Consider the following 22,842-nt stretch of genomic DNA (forward strand, 5'->3'; position numbering starts at 1 on the left):
GAGGTCGGACATGGACGTGAATGAGCAGCTGCGGGCGGACCTGAGCGGTCTGGACCGGTGGCAGAGCGCGGTGTTCGCCGCGACGTGCGCGGAGGTGCTCCTCCCGGCGTACGCGCGGTTCACCGAGATCGAGGAGGTCGGCGACGCCGAGCTCGTCCGGACGTCGCTGGACACCGTCTGGGGCCTCCTCGACTCGGGCCGCACCGAGCGGGACGACGACTCGGAGCTGCCGACCGTCGACGAGGTGCTCGACCTTCTGCCCGAGGAAGAGGACTGGAACGACTGGGCGCCGCAGGCCGAGAACGCCATCCGGGTCCTGGCCTACCTGATCTCCATCGTGGATGGCGGCGACGCTCCGGCGGCCGCGGCCGAGGCCGCGTACCAGGTCGAGGAGGCCGTGGACGAGCTCGCCAACCGGGAGTCGGAGTCGGAGTCGGAGTCGGACTCGGAGTCGGACTCGGACTCGGAGTCGGACTCGGACGTCGGCTCCGAGGACCTCGTCGAGAACGAGACGCAGCGCCAGGCCGCCGTCGTCCGGGCGCTGCGCGAGAACGAGCCGGGGAACTACCGCATCGCCTCGGCGTTGCGGCAGTCCGCGCGCGAGAGCGCCCTGGGGGGCGCCGAATAGCGGGCGCCTTCATGGCGTCCGTCATCACAGGGGAGGGTCAGTGGTAAGTCTGGGATGGGGCCGTGCGCTGCGCGGCCTCGCCGTAGCGGTGAGCGTCGTCGCGGGGACGGCGATCATCGCTCCGGTAACGGCGCAGGCGGCGATCTCGCCGGATGCGGCGGTGGAAATCAAGGCCGGGCACAGCAACAAATGCCTCAATGTTGATCACGGCTTGACCGCCGACGACACCAAAATCATCCAGTACAACTGCAGCGCGTCGTTCACCAACGACAAGTTCCGGGTCGTGCCGAAGGGCACCGGGACCTACCAGATCATCGCGCAGTTCAGTGGCAAGTGCCTCAACGTGTACAAGAACGCGCTCGTCGACAACACGCCGGTGCACCAGTACACGTGCAGCGACACGGCCAAGAACAACCTCTGGAAGTTCGTGCCGGTGGCCGGCAACACGACGTACCGGATCCAGTCGGTCGCCAGCAACAAGTGCCTGAACGTCTACCAGGCGTCCCAGGAGATCAACGCCGCGGTGAACATCTACACCTGCGGCACGGTGGCCACCACGCTGAACGACCAGTTCTACTTCCCGCCGGCCACCTCGGCCTCGATCACCGCGCTGCCCACGACGGTGTCGCCGGTGGCCGCGGCTCAGGCCGGCGTGAACACCGCCGCGGTCGGCGCGCTGGTCTACAGCTTCGTCGACACGCTCGGCACGCTGTGGCGCGGCTACCAGAGCGACCCCGAGACGTTCAGCCCGGTCTGGCAGGCGGTTCCGGGCAACGAGCGCTTCACCGGCCACGTCTCGGTCAACAAGCAGGCCGACGGCCGGGCGCAGATCTCTGCGCGCAACGCCACCGACGGTGACCTCAACCTCATGACGCAGAGCGCCAAGGACGCCAACACGTGGTACGGGCTGGGCGACGCCGGCGGTTCGACGTCCTCCGACCCGGTGCAGGGCGTCATGCCGGACGGCAAGCTGGTCGACTTCGAGCTGGTCAACGGTCAGCTGTGGCGGTCGCCCCAGGACGGCACCAACTTCCCGTACGGCGCGTGGCGGTACATCGGCGGCAGTGGCCTCACCGGTGAGCCGGCCCTCGCGCAGACCCGTGACGGCCTGCGTGTCTTCGCCCTCGACGGCAACGGCACACTGCAGACCGCGACGTACGCCGCCGGCGTGCTCAGCGACTGGACCAGTCTCGGCGGCACCGGCCTCAACGGAAAGCCCGCCGTCGTGATCCGCCCCGGTTACGCGGTCCGGATCGTGATCCGCTCCGCCGACGGCACCATCGTCACGAAGGCGCAGAACGACGACGGCACCTTCCAGGCCGACTGGACGCCGATCCCCGACCTGGTCGCCGCCGGCGCTCCGGCCGCGGTGATGGACCCGACGACGGGCAAGGTCGGCATCGTGGCCCGCGCCGCCGACAACACGATCTACTTCGCCGGCGAGACGGGTCAGAACACCGGCGTCTTCGGGGCCTGGGTGCAGCCGTACGCGACCCAGGTCATCACCGACCCGTCGGTGGTGGTCTACGACAAGACCAGCGGACGTGGCTGGGCGTACATCGTCCGCGACGCCAACAACAAGGTGTACGCGGTGACCGCGGGCGAGGTGCCGGGCGGCAGCCTGGCGGCGGCCCGCAAGTCGGCGGCCGGGGACGCCCCGCAGTTCACGCAGCACGCGTTGCCCGCGCTGCCGACGAAGTAGCGCATAGGTGAGCAGAGCTGCAATAGCTCTGCTCACCTGGGGTAAGCGCCTGGTGGTGCGTATAGGTGAGCAGAGCTGCAATAGCTCTGCTCACCTGGAGTAAGCGGCCGGTGGTGCGCATGGGTGAGCAGAGCTGCAATAGCTCTGCTCACCTGGGGTAAGCGGCCGGTGGAACGTATAGGTAAGCAGAGCGACAATCGCTCTGCTTACCTATCGCGGGCTTTACCCCTCGCCGCGGGTTGTCCGGGCCAGCCAGTCGACCACGTCCGCCACCGAGCCGCGCTGGGCCAGAATGGCTCGCTGGCGGGCGGCGCCGGTGCCGTGTGCGCGCAGCCGTCCCATCAGGACGGTGGCCATCTCCAGGTCGCCGTGTCGGTCGAGCTCCGGGCGCACGTAGTCGAACAGCTGCCGCATCAGTCGCCAGGCCGGGCGGGGCTCGCGGGTGGCCAGGTCGATCGCCACGCCCTCGAGGCCGTCGTGTGCGGCCCGCCAGTGTGCGGCCACCAGCAGCGGATGCGACACCCGCGGCGCCTCCACGCCGGCCCGCACCTCGCGCAACAGGGACGCGACCAGGGCGCGGGCCAGGGCGGCGAGCAGCATCGCGTCGTCGAGGGTGGGGGTGACGTCGCCCATCCGGATTTCCACCGTCGGGTAGTTGGCGGACAGCCGGGCGTACCAATAGAGCATGCCCTCGTCCAGCATCGCGCCGGTTGCCTCGAGGTCGGAGACGAGCGTCTCGTACTGCTCGACCGACTCCAGGTAGGGCGCGGGTCCCACGGTGGGCCACCGCTCCCACATCATCGAGCGCCAGCTCGCGTAGCCGGTGTCGTGGCCGGCGAACAGCGGCGAGTTCGCGGTGGCGGCCTGGAGGATCGGCAGCCAGGGCCGCAGGTGGTTCAGGACCTTCAGGCCGGTTTCCGGGTCGGGGATGCTGACGTGCACGTGCGTGCCGCACATGCCCTGACCGGGGGAGAGGTCGCCGAACCGTTCCCGCATGCGGTGGTAGCGGGGGCTGTCGACCAGGCGCATGTTGGGTCCGGCGGCCGGCCCGGCGCCGACGGCCAGCAGGCGCGCGCCGGCTCGTTCGGCGGCGTCGGCGACCGTACGGCGGAGATCGCGCATTGCCGCATGCAGGCCGTGCAGGTCGAGTTGCGGCGGGCTGGCCACCTCGATCTGGCTGCGCAGGTACTCGTGCTGCACCGACTCGCGCAGCTCCTCGGGTATCAGGTCGACGACCTGCTCGACCGCCTCCACGCCGCGCGGTTCGACCGCGTCGACGAGCAGGTACTCCTCTTCGATACCGAGGGTGAGGAGGTCCTGGGACTCGGCCTCGTCGGCCAATTCCTCGGAGATCGTGGTCCCGCCGGAAGCCGCGTCCATGCGAGAGCAGTTACCCGCCGATTGCTGCACAGAAACTGTTGCCGGGTCGCGCTAGCGTTGGCTCATGCTGCTGGAGGGTTTGTGGGCGCTGGCCGCCCTGCTCGACCCGACCCGGGCCGGTGCCCCGGCGCAGCTTGTGCTCGGCCTCGCGCTGGTCGCCGCCGTCCTGATCGTCGCCGCGACCGCCGCCCTGCCGGTCCCCGCGCTGTTCGCCCCGCCGGCGGTGCGTGCCTTCGCCCGCCGTGCCCGGGTCACCGCCCGCCCTCGCCTGGCCGATCCGGATGCCGCCGGCCGGCCGCGGTCCCGAGCTCCCTCGGGTGCCCCCGCGGCAGCATAAGCGCCGTTTGCTCCGAAAACGCCGTTTGGCTGTCGCCTTCGTGTCCTTTTTGTGTGGATCGAAGGGGTATCCGTGTCCATTTTCGCCATTCCCGGCGCTGCCATCGAAGCTTTGTCCCACCTGTTCGTCCCGTCCGTCGGCGGGGTCGCCGCCGCGCTCGCCATCGTCGTGTTCACGCTGCTCGTGCGGCTGCTGATCAGCCCGCTCACCTACCTCCAGGTCCGCGGGGAGCGCCGCCGCGCCGTCCTCGCCCCGCAGATCGAGAAGCTGCGCGCGAAGCACGGCGACGACCCGATGGCGCTCGCCACCGAGACGCTCGCCCTCCAGCGCGCCAACGGGATCAGCCCGTTCGCCGCCTTCCTGCCCGGCCTCGCCCAGGCGCCGTTTTTCATGGTCATGTACCACGTGGCGCTGAACGCCCCGGCCGGCTCGCTGCTGGGGGTGCCGCTGAACGCGCACCTGGCCGCGGGGCTGCCGGTGTTCGCCGTGCTGATCACCCTGGCCGCCGCCCTGGCGTGGTGGTCGTCCCGCCGCATGTCCCGCGTATCCGCCGCGAGCACCGGGCCGGCCGCCGGCACCGGGCCGGCCGCCGGCACCGGAAAGGCGATGGTCAAGGTCATGCGATACATGCCCTATCTTTCCGTTCTCGCGGTCGCCTGGATGCCGCTCGCCGGGGGCCTCTACCTGGTCACCTCCACCGCCTGGACCGCCCTTGAGCACGCCATATGGCGCCGCCCGGTAACAACGGGCAATCGTTGAGCGCCAATGTTGACAAGCCTCGTTAACAAGCGTGAAATGCCGCTGAGAGCGCTCTCACGCCTCCTCACCCCCCTATGGAAAGGCGTACTCCGATGGCATCTCGCACGAGAAGACGACTGCGGCTGGCGCTCGCGGTCGCCACCGCCTCCGTCGCGGTCGCCGGGACCGCGGTCTTCACGATGGACGCCAACGCGGCCGTCCCCGGCGCCCCGGCCGGCATGACCACCGTCTTCAGCGACGACTTCACCGGCTCGGCCGGCACCGGCCTGAACACGGCGAACTGGCTCTACGACATCGGCACCTCGTACCCGGGCGGCGCGGCCAACTGGGGCACCGGTGAGGTCGAGACGATGACCAACTCGACCGCCAACGTCTACCAGGACGGCGGCGGCAACCTGGTGATCAAGCCGATCCGCAGCTCGTCGGGGCAGTGGACGAGCGGCCGGGTGGAGACCCAGCGCACCGACTTCGCGGCGCCGGCGGGCGGGAAGATGCGCATGGAGGCGCGCATCCAGCAGCCCAACGTGAGCGGCGCGGCGGCGGCCGGCTACTGGCCCGCCTTCTGGGCGCTCGGCGCGGCGGCCCGCCCGGTCGGCGCGACCAACTGGCCGAGCATCGGCGAGATCGACATCATGGAGGACATCAACGGCCGGTCGTCGGTCTTCTCCACGCTGCACTGCGGCACCGCCTCCGGCGGTCCCTGCAACGAGACCACGGGCCTGGGCTCCGGCGAGCACGCCTGCTCCGGCTGCCAGACCGGCTTCCACACCTACGCGGTGGAGTACGACCGCAGCGTCTCGCCCGAGCAGCTGCGCTTCTACCTCGACGGCAACAACTACTTCACGCTGAACTCGTCCCAGCTCGACGCCACGACCTGGAACAACGCCACCCACCACGGCTTCTTCATGATCCTGAACGTGGCGATGGGCGGCGGCTTCCCGGCGGCGTTCGGCGGCGGACCCACCGCGTCGACCCAGTCCGGCGTGCCGATGCTGGTCGACTACGTGGCCGTCTACCAGTCGTCCGGCGGCACGACCACCCCGCCCACGACGTCGCCGACGACCACCCCGCCGACCGGGGGCACCCGGGACGCGTACGCGCGGATCGAGGCCGAGTCGTTCAACGCGCAGTCCGGAACCCAGACCGAGACGAGCTCCGAGGGTGGCCAGGACGTCGGCTACATCGCCAACGGTGACTGGCTGCAGTACAACAACGTCAACTTCGGATCGGGTGGCGTGAAGGACTTCGTGGCCCGGGTCGCCTCCGGCGCCGGGTCCGGCGTCAGCGGTCTGGTCGAGGTGCGCGTCGACAGCCGCAGCAACGCCCCGATCGGCAGCTTCGCGCTCGGGAACACCGGCGGCTGGCAGACCTGGACGTCGATCCCCGGCAATGTCTCGAACGTGTCCGGCACACACACCGTGTACCTGACCTTCACCAGCGGCCAGCCGGCCGACTTCGTCAATGTGAACTGGATCCAGTTCCGCAAGTAAAGACGCAGGTCGATGGGCCGAAGGCGTGACCTGCGCGTTCGGCCCATCGGCGTGCGCAAGAACAGGAACAAAAGATTTAAGGATGTTTAAGGTCCCTCCCCTCTGGACTTTTACTGTTAACAGTCCTAATGATTGACGTACATCACAGCAGGGCGATGAAGGGGACGGCGATGAAGCGCTCCAGATCGGTGGTCCTCGCGACCGTGGCGGCCCTCGCCGCCGGTGGCGCGGCGGTGTACTTCGGCGGGAGCGCGAGCGCCGCGGCGGCCTGTGCGCCGGCGTGGAGCGCCACGGCCGTCTACGTGGGCGGCAACAGCGCCTCGCAGAACGGCCACAACTACAACGCCAAGTGGTGGACGCAGAACGAGTCCCCGGCCACGCACTCGGGCCAGTGGGACGTGTGGGCCGACGCGGGTGCCTGCGGCGGAAGCACGCCGCCGACCACGCAGCCGACGACGGCGCCCCCGACGACGACCCCGCCGACGACCCCGCCGACCACGGTTCCGCCGTCGAACGGGACGCTCCCGAAGCACTTCCTCACCGGCTACTGGCAGAACTTCTACAACGGCGCGGCCGCCCTCAAGCTGGCGAGCGTCCCGGCCAACTACGACCTCATCGCGGTCGCCTTCGCCGACGCGACGAGCACCCCCGGTGCGGTCGGCTTCACTCTCGACCCCGGCCTCGCGGCCCAGGTCGGCGGCTACACCGACGCCCAGTTTAAGGCCGACATCGCGACCCTCCACTCGCGCGGCAAGAAGGTCATCATCTCGGTCGGCGGCGAGAAGGGCTCGGTCAGCGTCGGCGACTCCGGGGCGGCCACGAACTTCGCCAACTCGGTCTACAACCTGATGACGACGTACGGGTTCGACGGCGTCGACATCGACCTCGAGAACGGGCTCAACTCGACCTACATGGCGCAGGCTCTCCGCAGCCTCCGCACCAAGGCCGGCGCGAACCTGATCATCACGATGGCGCCGCAGACCGTCGACATGCAGAGCACCGGGTCGTCGTACTTCGCGCTGGCGCTGTCCATCAAGGACATCCTCACCGTGGTGCACACCCAGTACTACAACTCGGGCTCGATGCTCGGGTGCGACCAGATGCAGGCGTACTCGCAGGGCACCGAGAACTTCCTGACCGCGCTCGCCTGCATCCAGACCCAGGGCGGCCTGCGCCCCGACCAGGTCTCCCTCGGCCTCCCGGCCAGCTCGCAGGCGGCCGGCGGCGGCTACCAGTCACCGGCGAACGTCAACGCCGCCCTCGACTGCCTGGCCCGGGCCACCAACTGCGGCAGCTTCAAGCCGCCGGCGACGTACCCGGGCATCCGCGGCGCGATGACCTGGTCGATCAACTGGGACGTCACCAACGGCAACTCGTTCGGCAACACCGTCAAGCCCCACCTCGCCACCCTCCCCTAACCCCCCTCGGCAGAAACAGGGAGTCCCCGTGAAACTCGGCAGAAAGCTGCTGGTCCTCGGCTCGGTGACCGCCACCGGCCTGGCCGCCGCGATCATCCCCATGATGGCGTCGAACGCCGCCACCGCGTGCGCGGCCGCCTGGTCCTCGAGCGCCGTCTACGTGGGCGGCAACTCGGCCTCGCAGAACGGCCACAACTACACCGCCAAGTGGTGGACGCAGAACGAGTCCCCGGCCACGCACTCCGGCCAGTGGGACGTGTGGGCCGACAACGGCGCCTGTGGCGGCACCACGACCCCGCCCACCACGACGCCGCCGACCGGGCCGACCACGAACCCGCCGACCACCGGCACCAAGATGGCGTCCGCGCCGTACGTCTACCCGGGCTGGGGCAACCCGCCGGCGCCGTCGACGGTCACCAGCGCGACCGGCATCAAGGCGTTCACGATGGCGTTCGTGCTCGCCAGCAACGGCTGCAACCCGGCCTGGGACGGCGAGGGTGGCCTGACCGGCGGCGTGCACGCCAGCTACATCGCGCAGATCAAGGCGGCCGGCGCCGACATCGTCCCGTCGGTCGGCGGCTACAGCGGCAACAAGCTCGGCCCGAACTGCACGACCACGGCGGCGCTGGCCGGCGCGTACCAGAAGATCATTGATGCCTTCAGCCTGAAGTCGATCGACATCGACATCGAGAACACCGACGAGTTCGAGAACACCGCGGTGCAGGACCGGGTGCTCGGCGCTCTGAAGATCATCAAGCAGAACAACCCGTCGGTGAAGACCATCCTGACCTTCGGCACCGCGACGACCGGCCCGACCTACTACGGCACCCGGCTCGTGCAGCAGGCCAAGGCGCTGGGCGCGAACATCGACATCTTCACCCAGATGCCGTTCGACTTCGGCGGCGGCTCGGACATGTACGGCAACACCGTGAACGCCTCGGAGGCCCTGAAGAACCTCCTCAAGTCGACGTTCGGCTACACCGACGCGCAGGCGTACTCGCACATGGGCATCTCCGGCATGAACGGTCTCTCCGACCAGCAGGAGCTGACCTCCACCGACACCTGGACGCGGATCCGCGACTACGCCAAGAGCAAGGGCTTCGCGCGGTTCACCTTCTGGGCGGTCAACCGGGACCGTGGTTGCGCCGGGGGCGGCGTGGTCTCGAACTGCTCCGGTATCGCGCAGGCCGACTGGGCCTTCACGAAGATCAGTGCAGGTTTCTAGTCCTGGTTGATGGACGCGCGGTCGCTTCGGCGGCCGCGCGTCTTTTTAATGATCCACCAGGCCACCGCACCGACGAAGAACGCGCCTACCGCGTAGTCGAACCAGTGGCTGTACTTCTCCACGTCCCGGTAGCGCTCGCCGAGCAGGTATCCGGCCATGATGAACAGCGCGTTCCAGACCCCGCTGCCGAGAGCGGTGAAGACCACGAACTGGCCGAGCGGCATGCGATTGGCGCCGGCCGGAATCGAGATCAGCGACCGTACGACCGGAGCGCAGCGCCCGAACAGGACGGCGCTCTTCTCGTGCCGCTCGAACCACCGGTCGGCCTTGTCCAGATCGGCGGCGTCGACCAGCGGGATGCGGTCGAGCCAGCGCCGCAACCGTTCCTCGCCGAGCGCGTAGCCGAGCCAGTACAGCGCGAGCGCGCCGGCCACCGACCCGGTCGTGGCCGCGATCAGCACCAGGACCAGCCCGACCCGGCCCTCGGCGGCGAGGTAGCCGGCCAGCGACAGGACGATCTCGCTGGGTATGGGCGGCACCAGGTTCTCGAGCGCGACGAGCAGGCCCACGCCCACCTCGCCCAGGGCGTCGATGACGGAGGCAACCCACTCGGTCAGTCCCATCGTCAACTCTTACCCGCCTCGCGGGCGGTTTCACGTGCCGCCCGCGGTGGCAATTAACCGGGCATGACTGACCGGTGGTACAAGAAGGCTGTCGTCTATTGCCTGGACATCGACACATACGCCGACTCGGACGGGGACGGCGTCGGCGACATCCGTGGCCTCATCGGCCGGCTCGACTACCTGGCCCGGCTGGGAGTCACCTGCCTCTGGCTGAACCCGATCCATCCCACGCCCGGCCGGGACGACGGCTACGACGTCTCCGACTTCTACAACGTCGACCCGCGGCTCGGCACCCTCGGCGACTTCGCCCAGCTGCTGCACGAGGCCGGCAACCTCGGCATCAAGGTGATCATCGACCTGGTCGTGAACCACACCTCCGACCAGCACCCGTGGTTCCAGTCCGCCCGGTCGACGCCGGAATCGCCGTACCGCGACTGGTATGTCTGGGCCGAGAGCGCGCCGCCGGACCGTCACCAAGGCATGGTCTTCCCCGGCGAGCAGGGCGAGACGTGGAGCTTCGACCGCACCGCGAAGGCCTGGTACTACCACCGCTTCTACAAGTTCCAGCCGGACCTGAACATCAAGAACCCGGCGGTCCGCGAGGAGATCAAGAAGATCTGCGCGTTCTGGCTCCAGCTCGGGGTGTCCGGGTTCCGGATGGACGCGGTGCCGTTCATCATCGAGGAGACCGAGCCGGGCAACCCGAACTCGCCCAAGGACATGGACTACCTGACCGACCTTCGCCAGTACCTCCAGTGGCGCAAGAGCGACGCGGTGCTGCTGGCCGAGGCCAACGTCGAGCCCGACCAGCTCGTCACCTTCTTCGGCGACGGCGGCGGCTCGAACAACCGGATCCACATGCTCTTCGACTTCATGCTCAACGGCCAGCTGGTGCTGGCCCTGGCCCGGCAGAACCCGGAACCGGTGATCCAGGCGTTGCGCGAGACGCCGAAGTTGCCGCCGGGCGGCCAGTGGGCCACCTTCCTGCGCAACCACGACGAGATCGATCTGTCCCGCCTCACCGCCGACCAGCGGGACCAGGTGTTCGCCGAGTTCGGGCCGGACGAGAACATGCAGCTCTACGGGCGGGGCATCCGGCGCCGGCTCGCGCCGATGCTGGGTGGTGATCGCCGGCGGCTGGAGCTGGCCTACTCCCTCCAGTTCACCCTGCGGGGCACCCCGGTGCTGCGGTACGGCGAGGAGATCGGCATGGGCGACGACCTCTCGCTCAAGGGCCGCGACGCGATCCGCACCCCGATGCAGTGGTCCGACCTGCCCAACGGCGGTTTCACGACCGGTGACCCGATCCGCCCGGTGGTGACCGACGAGAAGTTCGGCTACCAGGCGGTGAACGTCACCCGGCAACGCCACGATCCGACGTCGCTGCTGTCCTGGTTCGAGCGGATGATCCGCACGCTGCGCGAGGCCCCCGAGGTCGGCGCCGGGTCGTGCACCCACGTCGACGTCCCGGCACCCGAGGGCGTCCTCGTGCATCGCGCCGACGACCACACCGGTACTATGCTGTTTTTGCACAACCTGTGCACAAAGGATGCGGTCGTCGATCTCGGCTCCATCTATGCCGAGGCCGAGTTCCCGAACGACATTCTCGCCGACCGCGAGTACCCCGACCTGGGAAAGTTCACCGAGGTGCCGATCGCCGGGCATGGCTATCGGTGGATCCGGCTGCGCCGCTGTTCGTGAGCCGGGTTAGAGTCGGCCGTCGGTGCAGAGATCACTGGAGGCCGCCATGTCGCAGTCCGCTCCCACCCGCGTCGCCATCGTCACCGGGTCCGCCCGGGGCATCGGCGAGGCCACCGCCCGCAAGCTCGCCGCGGACGGGATGGCCGTCGCCGTGGTCGACCTCGACGAGGGCGCCTGCGCCAACACGGTGACCGCGATCCACGACGCCGGCGGCACCGCGCTCGCCGTCGGCGCCGACGTGTCCGACCCGGTCCAGGTCGCCGCCGCCACCGAGCGGGTCGTCGCCGAGCTCGGCGCGCCCACGGTGCTGGTCAACAACGCCGGCGTGCTGCGCGACAACCTGCTGTTCAAGATGACCGAGGACGACTGGGAGACCGTGATGGCGGTCCACCTGCGCGGCGCGTTCCTGTTCAGCCGCGCGGTGCAGAAGCACATGGTCGACGCGGGCTGGGGCCGGATCGTCAGCCTCTCCAGCACCTCGGCGCTGGGCAACCGCGGCCAGGCCAACTACTCGGCGGCCAAGGCCGGCATGCAGGGCTTCACCAAGACGCTCGCGATCGAGCTCGGCCGCTTCGGCATCACGGCCAACGCGGTGGCGCCGGGCTTCATCGTCACCGACATGACGGCGGCCACGGCCGCCCGGGTCGGGATGGAATTCGCCGATTTCGAGAAGGCCGCGGTGAGCCAGATTCCGGTCGGCCGCGCCGGACGTCCCGAAGACGTCGCGAACACCGTATCCTTCCTCGTCAGCGAGGGCGCCGGCTTCGTCTCGGGGCAGGTCATCTATGTGGCCGGCGGTCCTCGGGACTAGGTTGGGGTCCGGCTTGTCGAGAGGCGCTACAAAGAGATGATGAACAGACGCATGAGCTCCCGTAGCGTCTCGCTCACCGGCACCTTCCTGATGCTGGCCGCCGGTGGCGCCGCGGCCTGCGACAGCGGCAAGCAGTACCACGACGAGGGCTTCTACTGCGCCGACGCGAACGGTGTGATCGTCGACGAGGACTACTGCGACGACAACCACTTCTACGGCGGCGGCATCGTGCCCTATTACATCTGGCACTCGTCGGGTTACCGGGCGGGCTACCCGATCGGCTCGCGCCTGCCGTCCGGGGGCACCAAGTTCGCGTACAACGACAAGGCCTCTCGTTCCTCGTTCGGCCTGCCCTCGACCGGAAAGATCGGCAACGGCACGGTCAAGACCAGCGTGGTGGGCAAGGGCGGCAGCGGCAGCAAGTCGTCCGGCAGCCACAAGTCGGGCGGCAGCTGACCGTGCGCCGCGTTCCCTACGGTCCGGTCCGCGACGGGTGGAAGCTCACCAACTTCAGCCTCGGACTGACCTACAACGACACCGAGCTGCCCGACGGGACGATGATCTCGTACTGGCAGGAGGGTCCGTACTACGACTTCACGGCGGCCGAGATCGAGGAGCTCGAGGCGGCCACCGCGACCCTGCACGCGATGTGCCTCGAGGCCGGCGACTGGATGGTCAAGCAGTGCCCGCGGCGCACCGTCCAGGGCCGCAAGGACGGTTACTTCGCGTCCATCTGCAACCCGTCGACCTGCTTCCTCGCCAAGATCGGCATCCCCGAGTACGCGCACGAGCAGATCATCCGGACCTGGTTCGACGGTGACGCCGAGACCTGGACGCACTACGACAAAGACCCCGACATGCGGCTCCCGATGGAGACGCCGGACTACTCGCCGAGCGTCTACGGCCGCTTCGACCTCTGGTACAACGGCGCCGGCACCACGCCGAAGCTGCTCGAGTTCAACGCGCAGACGCCGACCTCGCTGGTGGAGAGCGCGGTCATCCAGTGGCACTGGGTCGACCAGACCGGCGTGACCCAGCACCCGTGGCGTCAGTGGAACTCGATCCACGACCGGCTGGTGGGCTGGGAGGCGGCCGACGGCGAGCCGGCCAACCCCGGCGCGTGGCGGCGCAACATCGACAAGTTGCGCGAGGCCCGCACCTGGCTCCCGTCCAAACCGAAGATCTTCTTTGCGTACGAGACGAGCGAGGCCTCGGGCGAGGACCGGATGAACGTCGCGTACCTCATGTCCACCGCCGAGGAGGCCGGGTACCCGGTCGAGCTGATCGCGATGAGCCAGATCGGCTGGGACGTGGCCGGCGACCGGGTGCTGTTCGTGCCGGCGCCGGGCGAGGAGAGCAAGGCCCAGCCGATCGACATCATCTTCATGCTCTACCCGTGGGAATGGTTCTGGCACGAGGAGGGCGGCAAGGGCTTCTTCCGCAACATGGCCGACCCGACGAAGCACGGTACGGTCTGGATCGAGCCGCCGTACAAAGCCGCCTTACTGGGAAATAAGGCGATTTTGCCGGTCCTGTGGAAGCTGTTCGGCGACGACCCCGAGCGTTCGCGCTACCTGCTGCCGTCCTACTTCGCCGGCTCGTCCGGCGCGGCCACGCTGAAGTCCTACGCGAAGAAGCCGGTGTGGGGCCGGGAGGGCGGTTCGGTCACGCTGGTGCGCGACGGCGAGACGATCACCGACAACCCGTCCGAGTACGGGGCGGACGGGCTGTTCGTGGTGCAGCAGCTGTCCGAGCTGCCGTCGTTCGACGGCCTCGAGGGCACGGTCCACCCGGTGATCGGCTCCTGGCTGATCGACGGCGAGCCGGCCGGCATGGGCATTCGCGAGGGCCTCGGCGTCGACGGCCTGGTCACGAAGGACCGTTGCTACTTCGTCCCGCACGCCGTCGAGTCGAACGCCTAAGCCTCCCCGACCGCCTTCGGGCGGTGGCGCCAGATCCACCACAGGCCGATGAAGGGCAGCACCAGGGGCACGTAGCCGTAGCCGCTGCCGTATTTCGACCACACCGTGTCGTCCGGGAAGGCCACCGAGTCGGCGACGCTCAGGGTGCCGACGATCAGGACGCCCAGGAGCTCGACGCTGCAGCTGACCAGGGCGATGCGGCGGCCGCGCTCGCCGCCGATGGCCAGGCCGATGGTGGCGGCGATGTAGACCAGGCCGGCGAAGGCCGACAGCAGGTAGGCCAGCGGCGCCTCGGAGAACTTGGTGATGATCTGCACCAGGGCGCGGGCGCTCGCCGAGAGGGCGAAGACGCCGTAGACGAACAGCAGCACGCGGCCGAGGCCGGTGTTGAGCGCGGCGTCGGCGGGACGCGTGCGGGCGGGCGAGTCAGGCAACGGTCACCGACGCAATCTGCTGCAGGCGCAGCACGAGGACCGGCAGCACCAGGCAGGCGACGCCGAGGATCAGGTTGCCCCAGCGGGTCGGCTCCATCCGGGCCAGGTAGAGGGCGACGGGGGCGAACGCGATCGTGGTGATCAGGTAGCCCGCGAAGGTGGCCGTCTCGGCGGGGCGCGAGCCGTCGAACAGGCCGACGACGGCGACCACGACGAGGACCGCGACCAGCACGCCGAGCGCGGCGGTGGCGATGAGATCGGCGCGGCTCGGCGCGCGGTTGAGCGCGGCGCGGAGCAGGAACCACGCCGCCAGCACGAGGGCGACGACGATCGTCGCGACCGACAGGGGACCGTTCACCCGGCACAGCGTACTGATCGTCTGCGGCCTGGTAGCTTGCGGACCATGCGCTTCGGACTCTTCGGCACCGGACCCTGGGCACACATGGCACACGCCCGCGCGCTGGCCGAGCACAAGGATGTCGACCTGGTCGGGGTCTGGGGCCGCAACCCGGGCAAGGCGCGCCTGCTGGCCGAGCAGCACGGCGCTCGCGCGTACGGCGAGATCGAGAAGTTGATCGAAGACGTCGACGCGGTCGCCATCGCCCTCCCGCCGGACGTGCAGGCGCCGATCGCCCTGCGCGCCGCCCGGGCCGGGAAGCACCTGCTGCTCGACAAGCCGGTGGCGTTCACCACCGCCGAGGCCGACGAGATCGTCGCGGCCGTGGCCGAGCGTGACCTGGCCTCGCTCGTCTTCTTCACCCGCCGGCTCATGCCGGAGACCGTGCGGTTCGTGGCCGACGCCGTCGCGACCGGCGGCTGGGTCGAGGCCTCGGTCGACCACCTCGGCTCGATCTTCCAGCCGGGCGACCCGTTCGGCGAGTCGCCGTGGCGCAAGGAGAGCGGCGGCCTCTGGGACGTCGGCCCGCACGCGGTGGCCCTGCTCCTGCCGATCATGGGTCCGGTCACCGAGGTCACGGCGCTGGCCGGCCCGCGCGACATCACCAAGGTCATCCTGCGGCACGCGAGCGGGGCGGTGAGCTCGCTGACCCTCGCCGTCGACGCGCCGCCCGCGGCCGCCCGCGAGGAGGCGCTGATCTCCGGCGAGGCGGGCGTGCGCCGCCCGCCGGCGACCGAGTGGGACCCGGTTCAGGCGCTCTCGCTCGGCCTAGACGAGCTGATCGGCGCCGCTTCCGGCGGGCCGAAACCCGAGCTCGACGTGCGGTTCGGCGCCGCGGTGACCGCCATCCTGGTGGGGTGCCAGGAGGCGATCACCAGCGGCCGTACGGTGTCTGTCTGAGCGATCGCGTCTTCAGGGGACGATGCGTTCGATTGTCGCGGCGCCGTCCCGCTCGATCTCCCGGCGGGCCCGTTCGATGTTCTCCGGCGTCGGGTCACGGCCCTCGGCGACGGCCACGTCCTCGGGATCCCATTGCTGATCTGCTCCCGTACGCAGGTGCGGCGCCTCGCCGGGTTGCAGGAACTCGGGGTTGTCGCGGTCGGCGCCGCCCCCGGTGATGAAGGCGTCCACGGCCACGTCGTCCTCGATCGCGTCCGCCACCTCCTCGGTCTCCTCGAGCGGGCGAATCTCGTCAGTCATGATCCCTCCAGGGTTGGCCTCATACCCGTCTTACCCCGCCGTGCCCATCGTGACCATGGGGCGGAAACGGACGATCATGCCGTCGCCGGTCAAACTGAGCGCTAACTGGACAGGGCCTGCGCGTTACGGATGGACGCTTAGTAGCCGGACGATTACCTTTTCGTTTCGGCACGTGAAAGGTCGGTCCGATCCCCGGGTGGGCAAGACACCCGGGCGATGGTGATCGTCCGGTCGTGTTGGTGAGGGGGAGACGCGTGACGAGCCTGTCCGACGCCGAGCGGGATGCGTGTGACGTGATGCAGGCGCTGGCCGGTCTGGCCGCCCTGCTGCGCAGGCCGGCGACCGATCTGCCCGGCCTGGACGGGTGCGATCTGGGGGTCGAGGAGGCGCGCAGCTTGCTGCTGGCCATAGCCGAGGACGGCGGCGAGGCGGCGGCGCGCGTGGTGTCATACCTGCGCGAGCAGCGCGGCGCCGGCGACGGCGAGCTCGCGGCCGTTCCCCGCCACCTGGGCCCGTGGCGCGAGTGGGTGCCGTCGCGGGGTCACCTGTTCGGGGTGTCGGCCGGCCTCCAGCGTCCCAACGGCGTGCCCCAGCCCCGCCGCAGCGACCCCGGCGAGTAGCGCGCTCAGAAGTCTCGCCGCAGGGTGTCGGACGGGGGCTCGCCGAAGCGCGCCCGATAAGCCGACGCGAAGCGGCCCAGGTGGGCGAAGCCCCAGCGGTGCGCGACGGCCGCCACCGTCTCCCGGGTCGGATCGCTCCGCCGCAGTGTCTGGTGCGCCCGCAGCAACCGCTCCTGCTGGAGGTACGCCATCGGGGCCGACCCGAGGTGCCGCCGGAAGCCCTCCTGGAGCGACCGCACGCTCATGCCCGCGATCGCGGCCAGGTCGGCCACCGTGAACGGGCGCTCGGGCTCGTCGTGGATGGCGTCCACCGCCCGCCGGACGGCGCGCGGCGGCCCGGGGATGGCCGGCCCGGTCAGCTCGGCCAGATATTTGTGCGGCACGCTCAGCAGCAGGCCGCTCAGCACGCTGCTGCGCAACTGCTCGGCGATCAGCGGCTGGTAGATCAGGCTCAGCTTGTGCTCGAGCTCGTCGTGCAGCAGCTGAACCAGGCGGCTCCAGCTGTGCCCGGGGCCGGTCGAGAGGTCGACGACCGGCGGCAGCTCGATGGGTCCCTCGAACGGGCGACCCAGCAGCCCGGCCAGCTCCTGCTCCAGCGCGTCCCGGTCGATCTTCACGGCCAGCTCGGTCGAGTTGGCGTCGTGCACGGTGTAGACCGGGTAGCCGGGGCCGAAGACCACGCCCGTGGAGGGGCCGGCGACGACCTCGTGCCCGGCGTGCCTGGCCTGCATGCGGCCGCGTGTCGGGATGCTCACGTGGTAGGCGTCGAGCTCGGCGGCGACGAGGCTCACCGGGCCCGCGAAACTGAGCTCCCCGACCGTCAACGGTCCGAGTTGGATCACTTCCATGCCCAGGCCGAACCCGTCCGCGCCCGCCGGGGTGCCGACTGCAACAGGGTAGTAGAAACGATTTAGCAACGAGCGGGCCTGATCGATATCTACGCTGTTGAAGTGGACTATGTCGGGCGCTTCGGAGTACGTCGTACCGGAGCTCGGGTATACGTCACCCATACCGCAGCGGACTCCATCGCATACCGTGAGTATTCGGCCCCGATACGTGGAACGTCAACGTTCCCGCCACGCGCTGACCGTTCCAGCACATTCAGGCCATATGAACTACTCTGGCGTTCCGCGCCTACGTGGCGTAACTTGCAGACCAGCGGATTGTTGTAGGAACGCGGTTGGAGTGCGGCGCCCGGGCAGGCGTCCGACCCCTCGTGCAAGGCCCTTGATCGAGCCTTGCGAAGGCCCCCTTCGGGTGTGCCGGCGAGCAGTCCTCCTACGCGCGGTAGGCCGGCGTCGGCCCGCTCGACGCCAGGAAGAGGGCAGCCGTGTATCTGCCGATCACCACCCGTCAGTTGGCCGACGGCACTGTCGAGATCGCACCCAGTGGCGAGATCGACCTGGACAACGCTCACGTGATGCGGGACGCCGTCAACGACGTCCTGACCAGCAGCACGCCGAGCAAGGTCTGCCTCGACCTCCAACGCGTGATGTTGATTGACAGCATCGGGATAGGGATCCTGGTCGCTTGCTTCCACACGGCCGCCGCGAGCGGCGTGAAGCTGGTGGTCAACCACCCCAGCCCGACGGTCTATCGCCAGCTCTGGGTCTCGGGGCTGGTCGGCCTGCTGGGCTGCGCCGAGCCGCCCTCCCCGCGCACGTCGGTGGGTCTCCGGCCGTCCTAGTCGCCGGCTTTGGTTGAATGCGGCACGTGACCGTGCTGCGTTCGATCGTGCTCTTCGTGCTGGCCGCGATCGCCGAGATCGGCGGCGCCTGGCTGGTCTGGCAGGGCGTCCGCGAGCACCGCGGTCTGCTCTTCGCCGGCGCCGGCGTGGTCTCGCTCGGGGTGTACGGCTTCGTCGCGACCCTCCAGCCCGACGCGCACTTCGGGCGGATCCTGGCCGCGTACGGCGGGGTCTTCGTCGCGGGTTCACTCGTCTGGGCGATGGTCGCCGACCGATTCCGGCCGGACCGATACGACCTGATCGGGGCGCTTTTGTGCCTCGCGGGGGTCGCGGTCATCATGTACGGCCCGCGCGGAGCCTGATTTCCGGGCCGGCGGGGAGAGCGGCCGACCGAAAATCATCGGCGGGCGCAGAGCCCGCCGAGAGCGACCCGGTTACGGTTCGCGTTGACTGATCTTGATGGCGAAGCCGTCGGGCGTACCGACGAGAAGCTGGTCCCCGAAATCCTGGTCACTGGTGACCTCGGCCACCGGGAAGCCGGCCCGGTGCAGCCGCCGCTCCAGCAGCTCGAGCGGCAGAACGGCGCCGAAGTGCAGGTCGACCCCCGTCTCGCCGTCGGCCAGCAGCACGATCTGCACCGTGCCGAGCTGGAGCAGCACCCATTTCTCGCGGGCGTCGCCGTGGACTATCGCGGCCCCGAGCTGCTCGTAGAACGCGATCGAGGCGGCCATGTCGCGGACGTGCACCATCGGCCGCAGCTGAAGGCCCGGGTCGGTGCGCACGATGGTCATGGCTCTCCTCTCACGTCGTGTCCGCTGTTCAACGACCGATCAGTCGTTGAGCTGCGTGTGTTCGATCTCGGTCATGGCCGCGGTCAGGAACGGCGGCGCCGGGCGAGGGCCGAGCAGGTCGGCGATCAGCAGGGCAGCATGCCGGGCGAGCACGTCGGGCGAGGGCGGGGCGGCGCCGTCCTCCTCGGTGACGCCCAGCGCCCCGGCCAGCAGCAGCAACACCGTGTGCGGGTCGACGTCGTCCTGCCACTCGGCGGCGGCGCGCACGCAGTGCTCCAGGACGTCGCGCACGGCCTCGCCGTCGAGCCCGCCGGGGTGGCCGTCCTCCAGCAGCAGACGCACGACCGTGCCGAGGATGAGGCCGGTCTGTGCCGGGTCGAGCCCCGCGAGAACGCCCACCGCCGCCGCCAGCGCGTCGTCGTCGCGGCGCTGGGCCGCGTCGACGGCGGCCGTGGCCGCGGCCGCGATCGGCCGGGCCGGGGGCGGGAGATGCCGCCAGTTGTGATCCATGGGGTGACCCTAGCGACGCCGATCCTGGCAGGCTGTGCGCATGAGCTCTCCCTTGCGTGATGCGATCACCGCCCGGGTCGACCGCGGCGAGTTCCCCGGCGTGGTCGCGCTGACCGCCCGCGGCGACGACGTCACCGTCCACACCGTCGGTGTCACCGAGTTCGGCGGCGACGTCCCGATGCGGCGCGAGACGCCGTTCCGCATCGCCTCGATGACCAAGCCGGTGATGGCCGTCGCGACCCTCATGCTCGCCGAGGACGACCGGCTCGACCTCGAGGAGCCGGTCACCAAGCTGCTGCCCGAGCTGGCCGGTCAGCGCGTCCTGAGCCGCCCCGACGGGCCGCTCGGCGACACGGTCGAGGCCACCCGCACGATCACCGTGAAGGACCTGCTCACCCTGACGCTCGGCTTCGGCATGATCGTCACCGGCGACGGCATCGACCCGCCCGTCCCGATCGTCCAGGCCTGGCGTGACCTCGGCCTCGTCCTCGGCGACCCCGACCCGCGCACGCCGCACGATCCCGACGAGTGGATCCGCCGGTTCGGGTCGCTGCCGTTGATCCATCAGCCCGGCGAGTACTGGATGTACAACACCGGCACCAGCGTTCTCGGCGTGCTGCTGGCCCGGGCCGACGGGCGGTCGCTGCCCGAGCTGCTGGGCGAGCGCGTCTTCGAGCCGCTCGGCATGCGCGACACCGGCTTCTGGCTTCCCGCCGGGCGCGCGGCCGAGCTGCCGCGTTGTTACCGCACCGACTTCGCCACCGGCAAGCTGACCGAGATCGAGACCGGGCCCGAGGTGTGGAGCGAGCCGCCGGCGTTCCCGTCCGGGTCGGGCGGCCTGGTGTCCACGGCCGACGACTTCCTGACGTTCGGCCGCATGCTGCTCGACGGCGGGGTGCACGGCGGCACCCGCCTGATCTCCGAGCAGTCGGTGGCGGCGATGACCCGCAACCACCTCACGCCGGCCCAGATCGAGGGCGGCGGCATGCTGCTCGGCGGAAGCGGCTGGGGATACGGCATGGCGGTGACGGTCGAGACCGACGAGGTCTCCGGGCCGGGGCGGTACGGCTGGTCGGGCGGGTACGGCACGTCGTGGTTCAACGACCCCTCGGCGGAGCTGGTCGCGATCGTGCTCGGCCAGACCGGCGACCTGTTGTGGAACGGGGCGCTTCAGGAGTTCAACAAGCTGGCGTACGCGGAGGGAGGCGCGCGATGACGACGCTCGACGTGGTGACGGCCTGGGTCGGCAACTACCGCAAGGCGTGGGAGTCGAATGACCCGCACGACATCGGCAACCTTTTCGCCGAGGACGCCGCGTATTTCACCGAGCCCTACGCGAAACCCTGGCTGGGCCGGGAAACGATCGTGAAGAAGTGGCTCAGGCGGCGCGACGAGGCCGGCACCACCTCGTTCGAGTGGCACCCCCTGATCATCACCGAGGACCTCGCGATCATCGAGGCCACCACCTCCTATCCGAAAAAGACATTCAGCAATATGTGGGTGCTTCGGCTGGACAATCTCGGGCAGGCCCGGCAGTTCACCGAATGGTGGATGCAGCACCCGAAGAACGGCTAATCGGCGGCGACCGGGAGATGCAGGCGGGTCCCGGCGCAGTCGATCGTGTGGTCGGACGGGCGCAGCACCGGGCCGTCGCCCGGGCGGGCCCAGCGCGGGAAGGCGCCGCCGGAGATCTGCAGGCGCAGGCGGTGGCCGGCCCGGAGGCGGTGGAAGCACGGGTCCAGCTCGAGCGTCAGGCGCTGCGGCTCGCCGGCGGGAGCGCCGGGGTCGAGGCGGCGCATGGCGTCGGTGAAGTTGTGCGAGCGGCCGCGCTCGTCGACGTCGCAGAGGCGGACGAAGACGTCGGCCGGCGGCGGGTCGACGGCGATCGTGAGGTCGAGCGCGGGGCGGCCGGCGACGTCCACGGCCGTGGGCAGCGGGTCGGTGGTGAAGGTGACCACGTCGGGGCGGCTCTCGAGCGGGCGGTTGTCCTTGACGCCCATCGAGCCGGTCAGCGTGCGGCCGCCCAGCGTCGGGGTCGGGTCGGCCGGGTCGTAGCGGAAGTGGACGGTTTCCGGTCCACCCGCGGGCGGCACGGCGTCCATCGTCAGGGTGCGGTCGGCGTGCGGGCGGAACACGGCGGGCACGGTCGCCGGGGGCCAGGACGGCAGCTCGTGCCAGCGGGACTCGCCCGTGCGGTGGGCGCGGACCGGGTACTTGCGCGCCGCGGGGCCGTCGGCCAGGTGCTGGTCGAGCCAGGCCAGCGTCTCCCGGGCGACCATGGCCAGGCCCTGCGTGCCGATCTCCAGGTGCGTCCAGGGGCCCACGGTCAGGCCCACCTCGACACCGCGGGCGTGCAATCGCTCGTACTGGCGAAGGGTTTGATCTAGGAAAAGGTCCTGCCAGCCGCCGACCAGCAGCACCGGCGCGGTGACCTCGTCCAGCGCCCGGCCGGCGCGGTAGGGCTCCCACCAGGGATCGTCCCCGGACGGGTGCGCGAGCCACTCCCGGTACCAGGGCGCGCGGCCGCGCAGCACCGGATCGGCGGCCCGGTCCAGCGGCAGGCCCTCCAGCGCCGGACGCACGCGGCGACCGGCGGCGGCCATCGAGGCGACCCGGCGCAGGTAGCCGCCGTCCTCCTGATGGGCGATCTGGTCGCTCCAGCCCAGGAAGTCGCCGAGCGTGAACGCGCCGGTCCCGTAGACGGCGTCGCGGAAGTCGTGCGGCCCGACGTAGACCACGGCCGCGCGCAGCTCGGGCGGGGGCTCGCGCAGGGCGCTCCACTGTGTCCAGCCGAGGTAGGAGCCGCCCAGCGTGGCCAGGCGGCCGTCGAACCAGGGCTGGTCGCGCAGCCAGGCGACGGTGTCGGGGCCGTCGGTCGTCTCCTGGGCCATCGGGCGGAACGTGCCGCCCGAGCCGAACGTGCCGCGGACGCTCTGGATCACGACGTGGTAGCCGCGGGCCGCGTACACCCGGCCGTTCAGCACCGAGGTCGGCAGGCCCCGGCCGTAGGGGCCGCGAACCAGGATGGTGCCCCGCGGCGTACGGCCGAGGGGCTCGTAATGATCGCCGAGCAGAACCACCCCGTCGCGCATCGGCGTGCGCACCGGAGAGATCCGGTAGTCGTTGCGCGGCGCCGGAAGGCGCAGCACCCGGTTGATCGCGGCATCGGCCGCCCGCCGCGCCAGAGCGCTGTCCACAAAGCCCCCT

At 70.1% G+C, this 22,842-nt stretch carries 26 protein-coding genes; 17 read left to right on the forward strand and 9 right to left on the reverse strand.

All coding sequences use genetic code 11. The features are described 5' to 3' along the window. Positions 1-10 precede the first annotated feature (10 nt). Complete coding sequence (locus ACZ6TB_RS33710; protein WP_465561404.1) at positions 11-628, forward strand: DUF416 family protein; 618 nt, start codon at positions 11-13, stop codon at positions 626-628. Positions 629-668: 40 nt separating this feature from the next. Then, a complete protein-coding gene (locus ACZ6TB_RS33715) occupies positions 669-2,330 on the forward strand; it encodes an RICIN domain-containing protein (RefSeq protein ID WP_465561407.1) in 1,662 nt (553 codons plus the stop codon). Between the two features lie 222 nt (positions 2,331-2,552). On the opposite strand, the gene ACZ6TB_RS33720 is transcribed toward ACZ6TB_RS33715, so the two are convergent. Next, on the reverse strand, positions 2,553-3,710 hold the full coding sequence (locus ACZ6TB_RS33720; protein WP_465561409.1) for a carboxylate-amine ligase: 1,158 nt from the start codon (positions 3,708-3,710) through the stop codon (positions 2,553-2,555). Positions 3,711-3,774: 64 nt separating this feature from the next. Here ACZ6TB_RS33720 and ACZ6TB_RS33725 point away from each other — a divergent pair, with 64 nt between their 5' ends. The 5 genes from ACZ6TB_RS33725 (at position 3,775) to ACZ6TB_RS33745 (ending at position 8,939) form a co-directional block, all read left to right on the forward strand. Continuing rightward, positions 3,775-4,047, forward strand: coding sequence for a DUF6412 domain-containing protein (locus ACZ6TB_RS33725; RefSeq protein ID WP_465561412.1), 273 nt, complete (start codon positions 3,775-3,777; stop codon positions 4,045-4,047). 72 nt (positions 4,048-4,119) lie between these two features. After that, positions 4,120-4,806, forward strand: a complete 687-nt coding sequence (locus ACZ6TB_RS33730; RefSeq protein ID WP_465561415.1) for a YidC/Oxa1 family membrane protein insertase — start codon at positions 4,120-4,122, stop codon at positions 4,804-4,806. 92 nt (positions 4,807-4,898) lie between these two features. Next, positions 4,899-6,296: a carbohydrate-binding protein gene (locus tag ACZ6TB_RS33735; RefSeq protein ID WP_465561418.1), complete on the forward strand. Its 1,398-nt coding sequence runs from the start codon at positions 4,899-4,901 to the stop codon at positions 6,294-6,296. A 170-nt stretch (positions 6,297-6,466) separates the two neighbouring features. Next, complete coding sequence (locus tag ACZ6TB_RS33740; protein WP_465561421.1) at positions 6,467-7,714, forward strand: chitinase; 1,248 nt, start codon at positions 6,467-6,469, stop codon at positions 7,712-7,714. A gap of 28 nt (positions 7,715-7,742) precedes the next feature. Then, positions 7,743-8,939, forward strand: coding sequence for a carbohydrate-binding protein (locus tag ACZ6TB_RS33745; RefSeq protein WP_465561424.1), 1,197 nt, complete (start codon positions 7,743-7,745; stop codon positions 8,937-8,939). Here the strand turns inward: ACZ6TB_RS33745 and ACZ6TB_RS33750 are convergent. Beyond that, positions 8,936-9,562 carry a DedA family protein gene (locus ACZ6TB_RS33750; protein WP_465561427.1) on the reverse strand — a complete coding sequence of 209 codons (627 nt, stop codon included), beginning with the start codon at positions 9,560-9,562 and terminating at the stop codon, positions 8,936-8,938. The genes ACZ6TB_RS33745 and ACZ6TB_RS33750 overlap by 4 nt on opposite strands. Positions 9,563-9,625: 63 nt before the next feature. On the opposite strand from ACZ6TB_RS33750, the gene ACZ6TB_RS33755 reads away from it, so the two are divergent. Genes ACZ6TB_RS33755 through ACZ6TB_RS33770 form a run of 4 tightly spaced genes read left to right on the forward strand, consistent with a single transcriptional unit; the run spans position 9,626 to position 13,996 of the window. After that, positions 9,626-11,263, forward strand: a complete 1,638-nt coding sequence (locus tag ACZ6TB_RS33755; RefSeq protein WP_465561429.1) for an alpha-amylase family protein — start codon at positions 9,626-9,628, stop codon at positions 11,261-11,263. Between the two features lie 46 nt (positions 11,264-11,309). After that, positions 11,310-12,074, forward strand: coding sequence for a 3-oxoacyl-ACP reductase FabG (gene fabG / locus ACZ6TB_RS33760; RefSeq protein ID WP_465561513.1), 765 nt, complete (start codon positions 11,310-11,312; stop codon positions 12,072-12,074). A 51-nt stretch (positions 12,075-12,125) separates the two neighbouring features. After that, positions 12,126-12,530, forward strand: a complete 405-nt coding sequence (locus ACZ6TB_RS33765) for a hypothetical protein (RefSeq protein WP_465561432.1) — start codon at positions 12,126-12,128, stop codon at positions 12,528-12,530. A gap of 2 nt (positions 12,531-12,532) precedes the next feature. Further along, the gene (locus ACZ6TB_RS33770) at positions 12,533-13,996 is read left to right on the forward strand and encodes a glutathionylspermidine synthase family protein (RefSeq protein ID WP_465561435.1); all 1,464 of its coding nucleotides are present in this window, start codon (positions 12,533-12,535) and stop codon (positions 13,994-13,996) included. Here the strand turns inward: ACZ6TB_RS33770 and ACZ6TB_RS33775 are convergent. Then, on the reverse strand, positions 13,993-14,430 hold the full coding sequence (locus ACZ6TB_RS33775) for a hypothetical protein (protein WP_465561438.1): 438 nt from the start codon (positions 14,428-14,430) through the stop codon (positions 13,993-13,995). The genes ACZ6TB_RS33770 and ACZ6TB_RS33775 overlap by 4 nt on opposite strands. Then, positions 14,423-14,788 (reverse strand): hypothetical protein, encoded by a 366-nt coding sequence (locus tag ACZ6TB_RS33780; protein ID WP_465561441.1) that lies wholly within the window; start codon positions 14,786-14,788, stop codon positions 14,423-14,425. Before ACZ6TB_RS33780 ends, ACZ6TB_RS33775 begins: the two co-directional genes overlap by 8 nt. Before the next feature lie 45 nt (positions 14,789-14,833). Between ACZ6TB_RS33780 and ACZ6TB_RS33785 the strand changes: the two genes are divergently transcribed. Next, positions 14,834-15,727, forward strand: coding sequence for a Gfo/Idh/MocA family protein (locus ACZ6TB_RS33785; RefSeq protein ID WP_465561444.1), 894 nt, complete (start codon positions 14,834-14,836; stop codon positions 15,725-15,727). A 12-nt stretch (positions 15,728-15,739) separates the two neighbouring features. On the opposite strand, the gene ACZ6TB_RS33790 is transcribed toward ACZ6TB_RS33785, so the two are convergent. Then, a complete protein-coding gene (locus ACZ6TB_RS33790; RefSeq protein WP_465561447.1) occupies positions 15,740-16,027 on the reverse strand; it encodes a hypothetical protein in 288 nt (95 codons plus the stop codon). A 254-nt stretch (positions 16,028-16,281) separates the two neighbouring features. Here ACZ6TB_RS33790 and ACZ6TB_RS33795 point away from each other — a divergent pair, with 254 nt between their 5' ends. After that, complete coding sequence (locus ACZ6TB_RS33795) at positions 16,282-16,647, forward strand: hypothetical protein (RefSeq protein ID WP_465561449.1); 366 nt, start codon at positions 16,282-16,284, stop codon at positions 16,645-16,647. 5 nt (positions 16,648-16,652) lie between these two features. Here the strand turns inward: ACZ6TB_RS33795 and ACZ6TB_RS33800 are convergent, their stop codons facing one another. Beyond that, positions 16,653-17,657, reverse strand: a complete 1,005-nt coding sequence (locus ACZ6TB_RS33800) for an AraC family transcriptional regulator (protein ID WP_465561451.1) — start codon at positions 17,655-17,657, stop codon at positions 16,653-16,655. Positions 17,658-17,977: 320 nt separating this feature from the next. Between ACZ6TB_RS33800 and ACZ6TB_RS33805 the strand changes: the two genes are divergently transcribed. Both ACZ6TB_RS33805 and ACZ6TB_RS33810 read left to right on the forward strand, forming a co-directional pair. Further along, positions 17,978-18,334, forward strand: coding sequence for an STAS domain-containing protein (locus ACZ6TB_RS33805; protein WP_465561452.1), 357 nt, complete (start codon positions 17,978-17,980; stop codon positions 18,332-18,334). A 26-nt stretch (positions 18,335-18,360) separates the two neighbouring features. Then, positions 18,361-18,696: a YnfA family protein gene (locus tag ACZ6TB_RS33810; protein WP_465561454.1), complete on the forward strand. Its 336-nt coding sequence runs from the start codon at positions 18,361-18,363 to the stop codon at positions 18,694-18,696. A gap of 72 nt (positions 18,697-18,768) precedes the next feature. On the opposite strand, the gene ACZ6TB_RS33815 is transcribed toward ACZ6TB_RS33810, so the two are convergent. Together ACZ6TB_RS33815 and ACZ6TB_RS33820 are read right to left on the reverse strand one after the other, a co-directional pair. Next, complete coding sequence (locus ACZ6TB_RS33815; protein WP_465561456.1) at positions 18,769-19,125, reverse strand: VOC family protein; 357 nt, start codon at positions 19,123-19,125, stop codon at positions 18,769-18,771. A gap of 39 nt (positions 19,126-19,164) precedes the next feature. Further along, on the reverse strand, positions 19,165-19,635 hold the full coding sequence (locus tag ACZ6TB_RS33820) for a hypothetical protein (protein ID WP_465561458.1): 471 nt from the start codon (positions 19,633-19,635) through the stop codon (positions 19,165-19,167). Positions 19,636-19,675: 40 nt separating this feature from the next. On the opposite strand from ACZ6TB_RS33820, the gene ACZ6TB_RS33825 reads away from it, so the two are divergent. Further along, on the forward strand, positions 19,676-20,851 hold the full coding sequence (locus ACZ6TB_RS33825) for a serine hydrolase domain-containing protein (protein WP_465561460.1): 1,176 nt from the start codon (positions 19,676-19,678) through the stop codon (positions 20,849-20,851). Beyond that, positions 20,848-21,210: a nuclear transport factor 2 family protein gene (locus ACZ6TB_RS33830; protein WP_465561462.1), complete on the forward strand. Its 363-nt coding sequence runs from the start codon at positions 20,848-20,850 to the stop codon at positions 21,208-21,210. Before ACZ6TB_RS33825 ends, ACZ6TB_RS33830 begins: the two co-directional genes overlap by 4 nt. Here the strand turns inward: ACZ6TB_RS33830 and ACZ6TB_RS33835 are convergent. Next, positions 21,207-22,832, reverse strand: coding sequence for a CocE/NonD family hydrolase (locus tag ACZ6TB_RS33835; RefSeq protein WP_465561464.1), 1,626 nt, complete (start codon positions 22,830-22,832; stop codon positions 21,207-21,209). The two genes, ACZ6TB_RS33830 and ACZ6TB_RS33835, sit on opposite strands and share 4 nt — an antisense overlap. Between the last annotated feature and the right edge of the window lie 10 nt (positions 22,833-22,842).

Source organism: Actinoplanes sp. NPDC051537 (genome assembly GCF_055586105.1).

Excerpts from the sequence above, each read along its gene's own strand:
- ACZ6TB_RS33820 (WP_465561458.1), bottom strand. The coding sequence starts at position 19,635 with ATGGATCACAACTGGCGGCATCTCCCGCCCCCGGCCCGGCCGATCGCG.
- ACZ6TB_RS33765 (WP_465561432.1), top strand. The coding sequence starts at position 12,126 with ATGAGCTCCCGTAGCGTCTCGCTCACCGGCACCTTCCTGATGCTGGCC.
- ACZ6TB_RS33830 (WP_465561462.1), top strand. The coding sequence starts at position 20,848 with ATGACGACGCTCGACGTGGTGACGGCCTGGGTCGGCAACTACCGCAAG.
- ACZ6TB_RS33815 (WP_465561456.1), bottom strand. The coding sequence starts at position 19,125 with ATGACCATCGTGCGCACCGACCCGGGCCTTCAGCTGCGGCCGATGGTG.
- ACZ6TB_RS33825 (WP_465561460.1), top strand. The coding sequence starts at position 19,676 with ATGAGCTCTCCCTTGCGTGATGCGATCACCGCCCGGGTCGACCGCGGC.
- ACZ6TB_RS33735 (WP_465561418.1), top strand. The coding sequence starts at position 4,899 with ATGGCATCTCGCACGAGAAGACGACTGCGGCTGGCGCTCGCGGTCGCC.
- ACZ6TB_RS33750 (WP_465561427.1), bottom strand. The coding sequence starts at position 9,562 with ATGGGACTGACCGAGTGGGTTGCCTCCGTCATCGACGCCCTGGGCGAG.
- ACZ6TB_RS33785 (WP_465561444.1), top strand. The coding sequence starts at position 14,834 with ATGCGCTTCGGACTCTTCGGCACCGGACCCTGGGCACACATGGCACAC.
- ACZ6TB_RS33740 (WP_465561421.1), top strand. The coding sequence starts at position 6,467 with ATGAAGCGCTCCAGATCGGTGGTCCTCGCGACCGTGGCGGCCCTCGCC.
- ACZ6TB_RS33725 (WP_465561412.1), top strand. The coding sequence starts at position 3,775 with ATGCTGCTGGAGGGTTTGTGGGCGCTGGCCGCCCTGCTCGACCCGACC.
- ACZ6TB_RS33720 (WP_465561409.1), bottom strand. The coding sequence starts at position 3,710 with ATGGACGCGGCTTCCGGCGGGACCACGATCTCCGAGGAATTGGCCGAC.
- ACZ6TB_RS33710 (WP_465561404.1), top strand. The coding sequence starts at position 11 with ATGGACGTGAATGAGCAGCTGCGGGCGGACCTGAGCGGTCTGGACCGG.
- ACZ6TB_RS33800 (WP_465561451.1), bottom strand. The coding sequence starts at position 17,657 with ATGGGTGACGTATACCCGAGCTCCGGTACGACGTACTCCGAAGCGCCC.
- fabG (WP_465561513.1), top strand. The coding sequence starts at position 11,310 with ATGTCGCAGTCCGCTCCCACCCGCGTCGCCATCGTCACCGGGTCCGCC.
- ACZ6TB_RS33755 (WP_465561429.1), top strand. The coding sequence starts at position 9,626 with ATGACTGACCGGTGGTACAAGAAGGCTGTCGTCTATTGCCTGGACATC.
- ACZ6TB_RS33790 (WP_465561447.1), bottom strand. The coding sequence starts at position 16,027 with ATGACTGACGAGATTCGCCCGCTCGAGGAGACCGAGGAGGTGGCGGAC.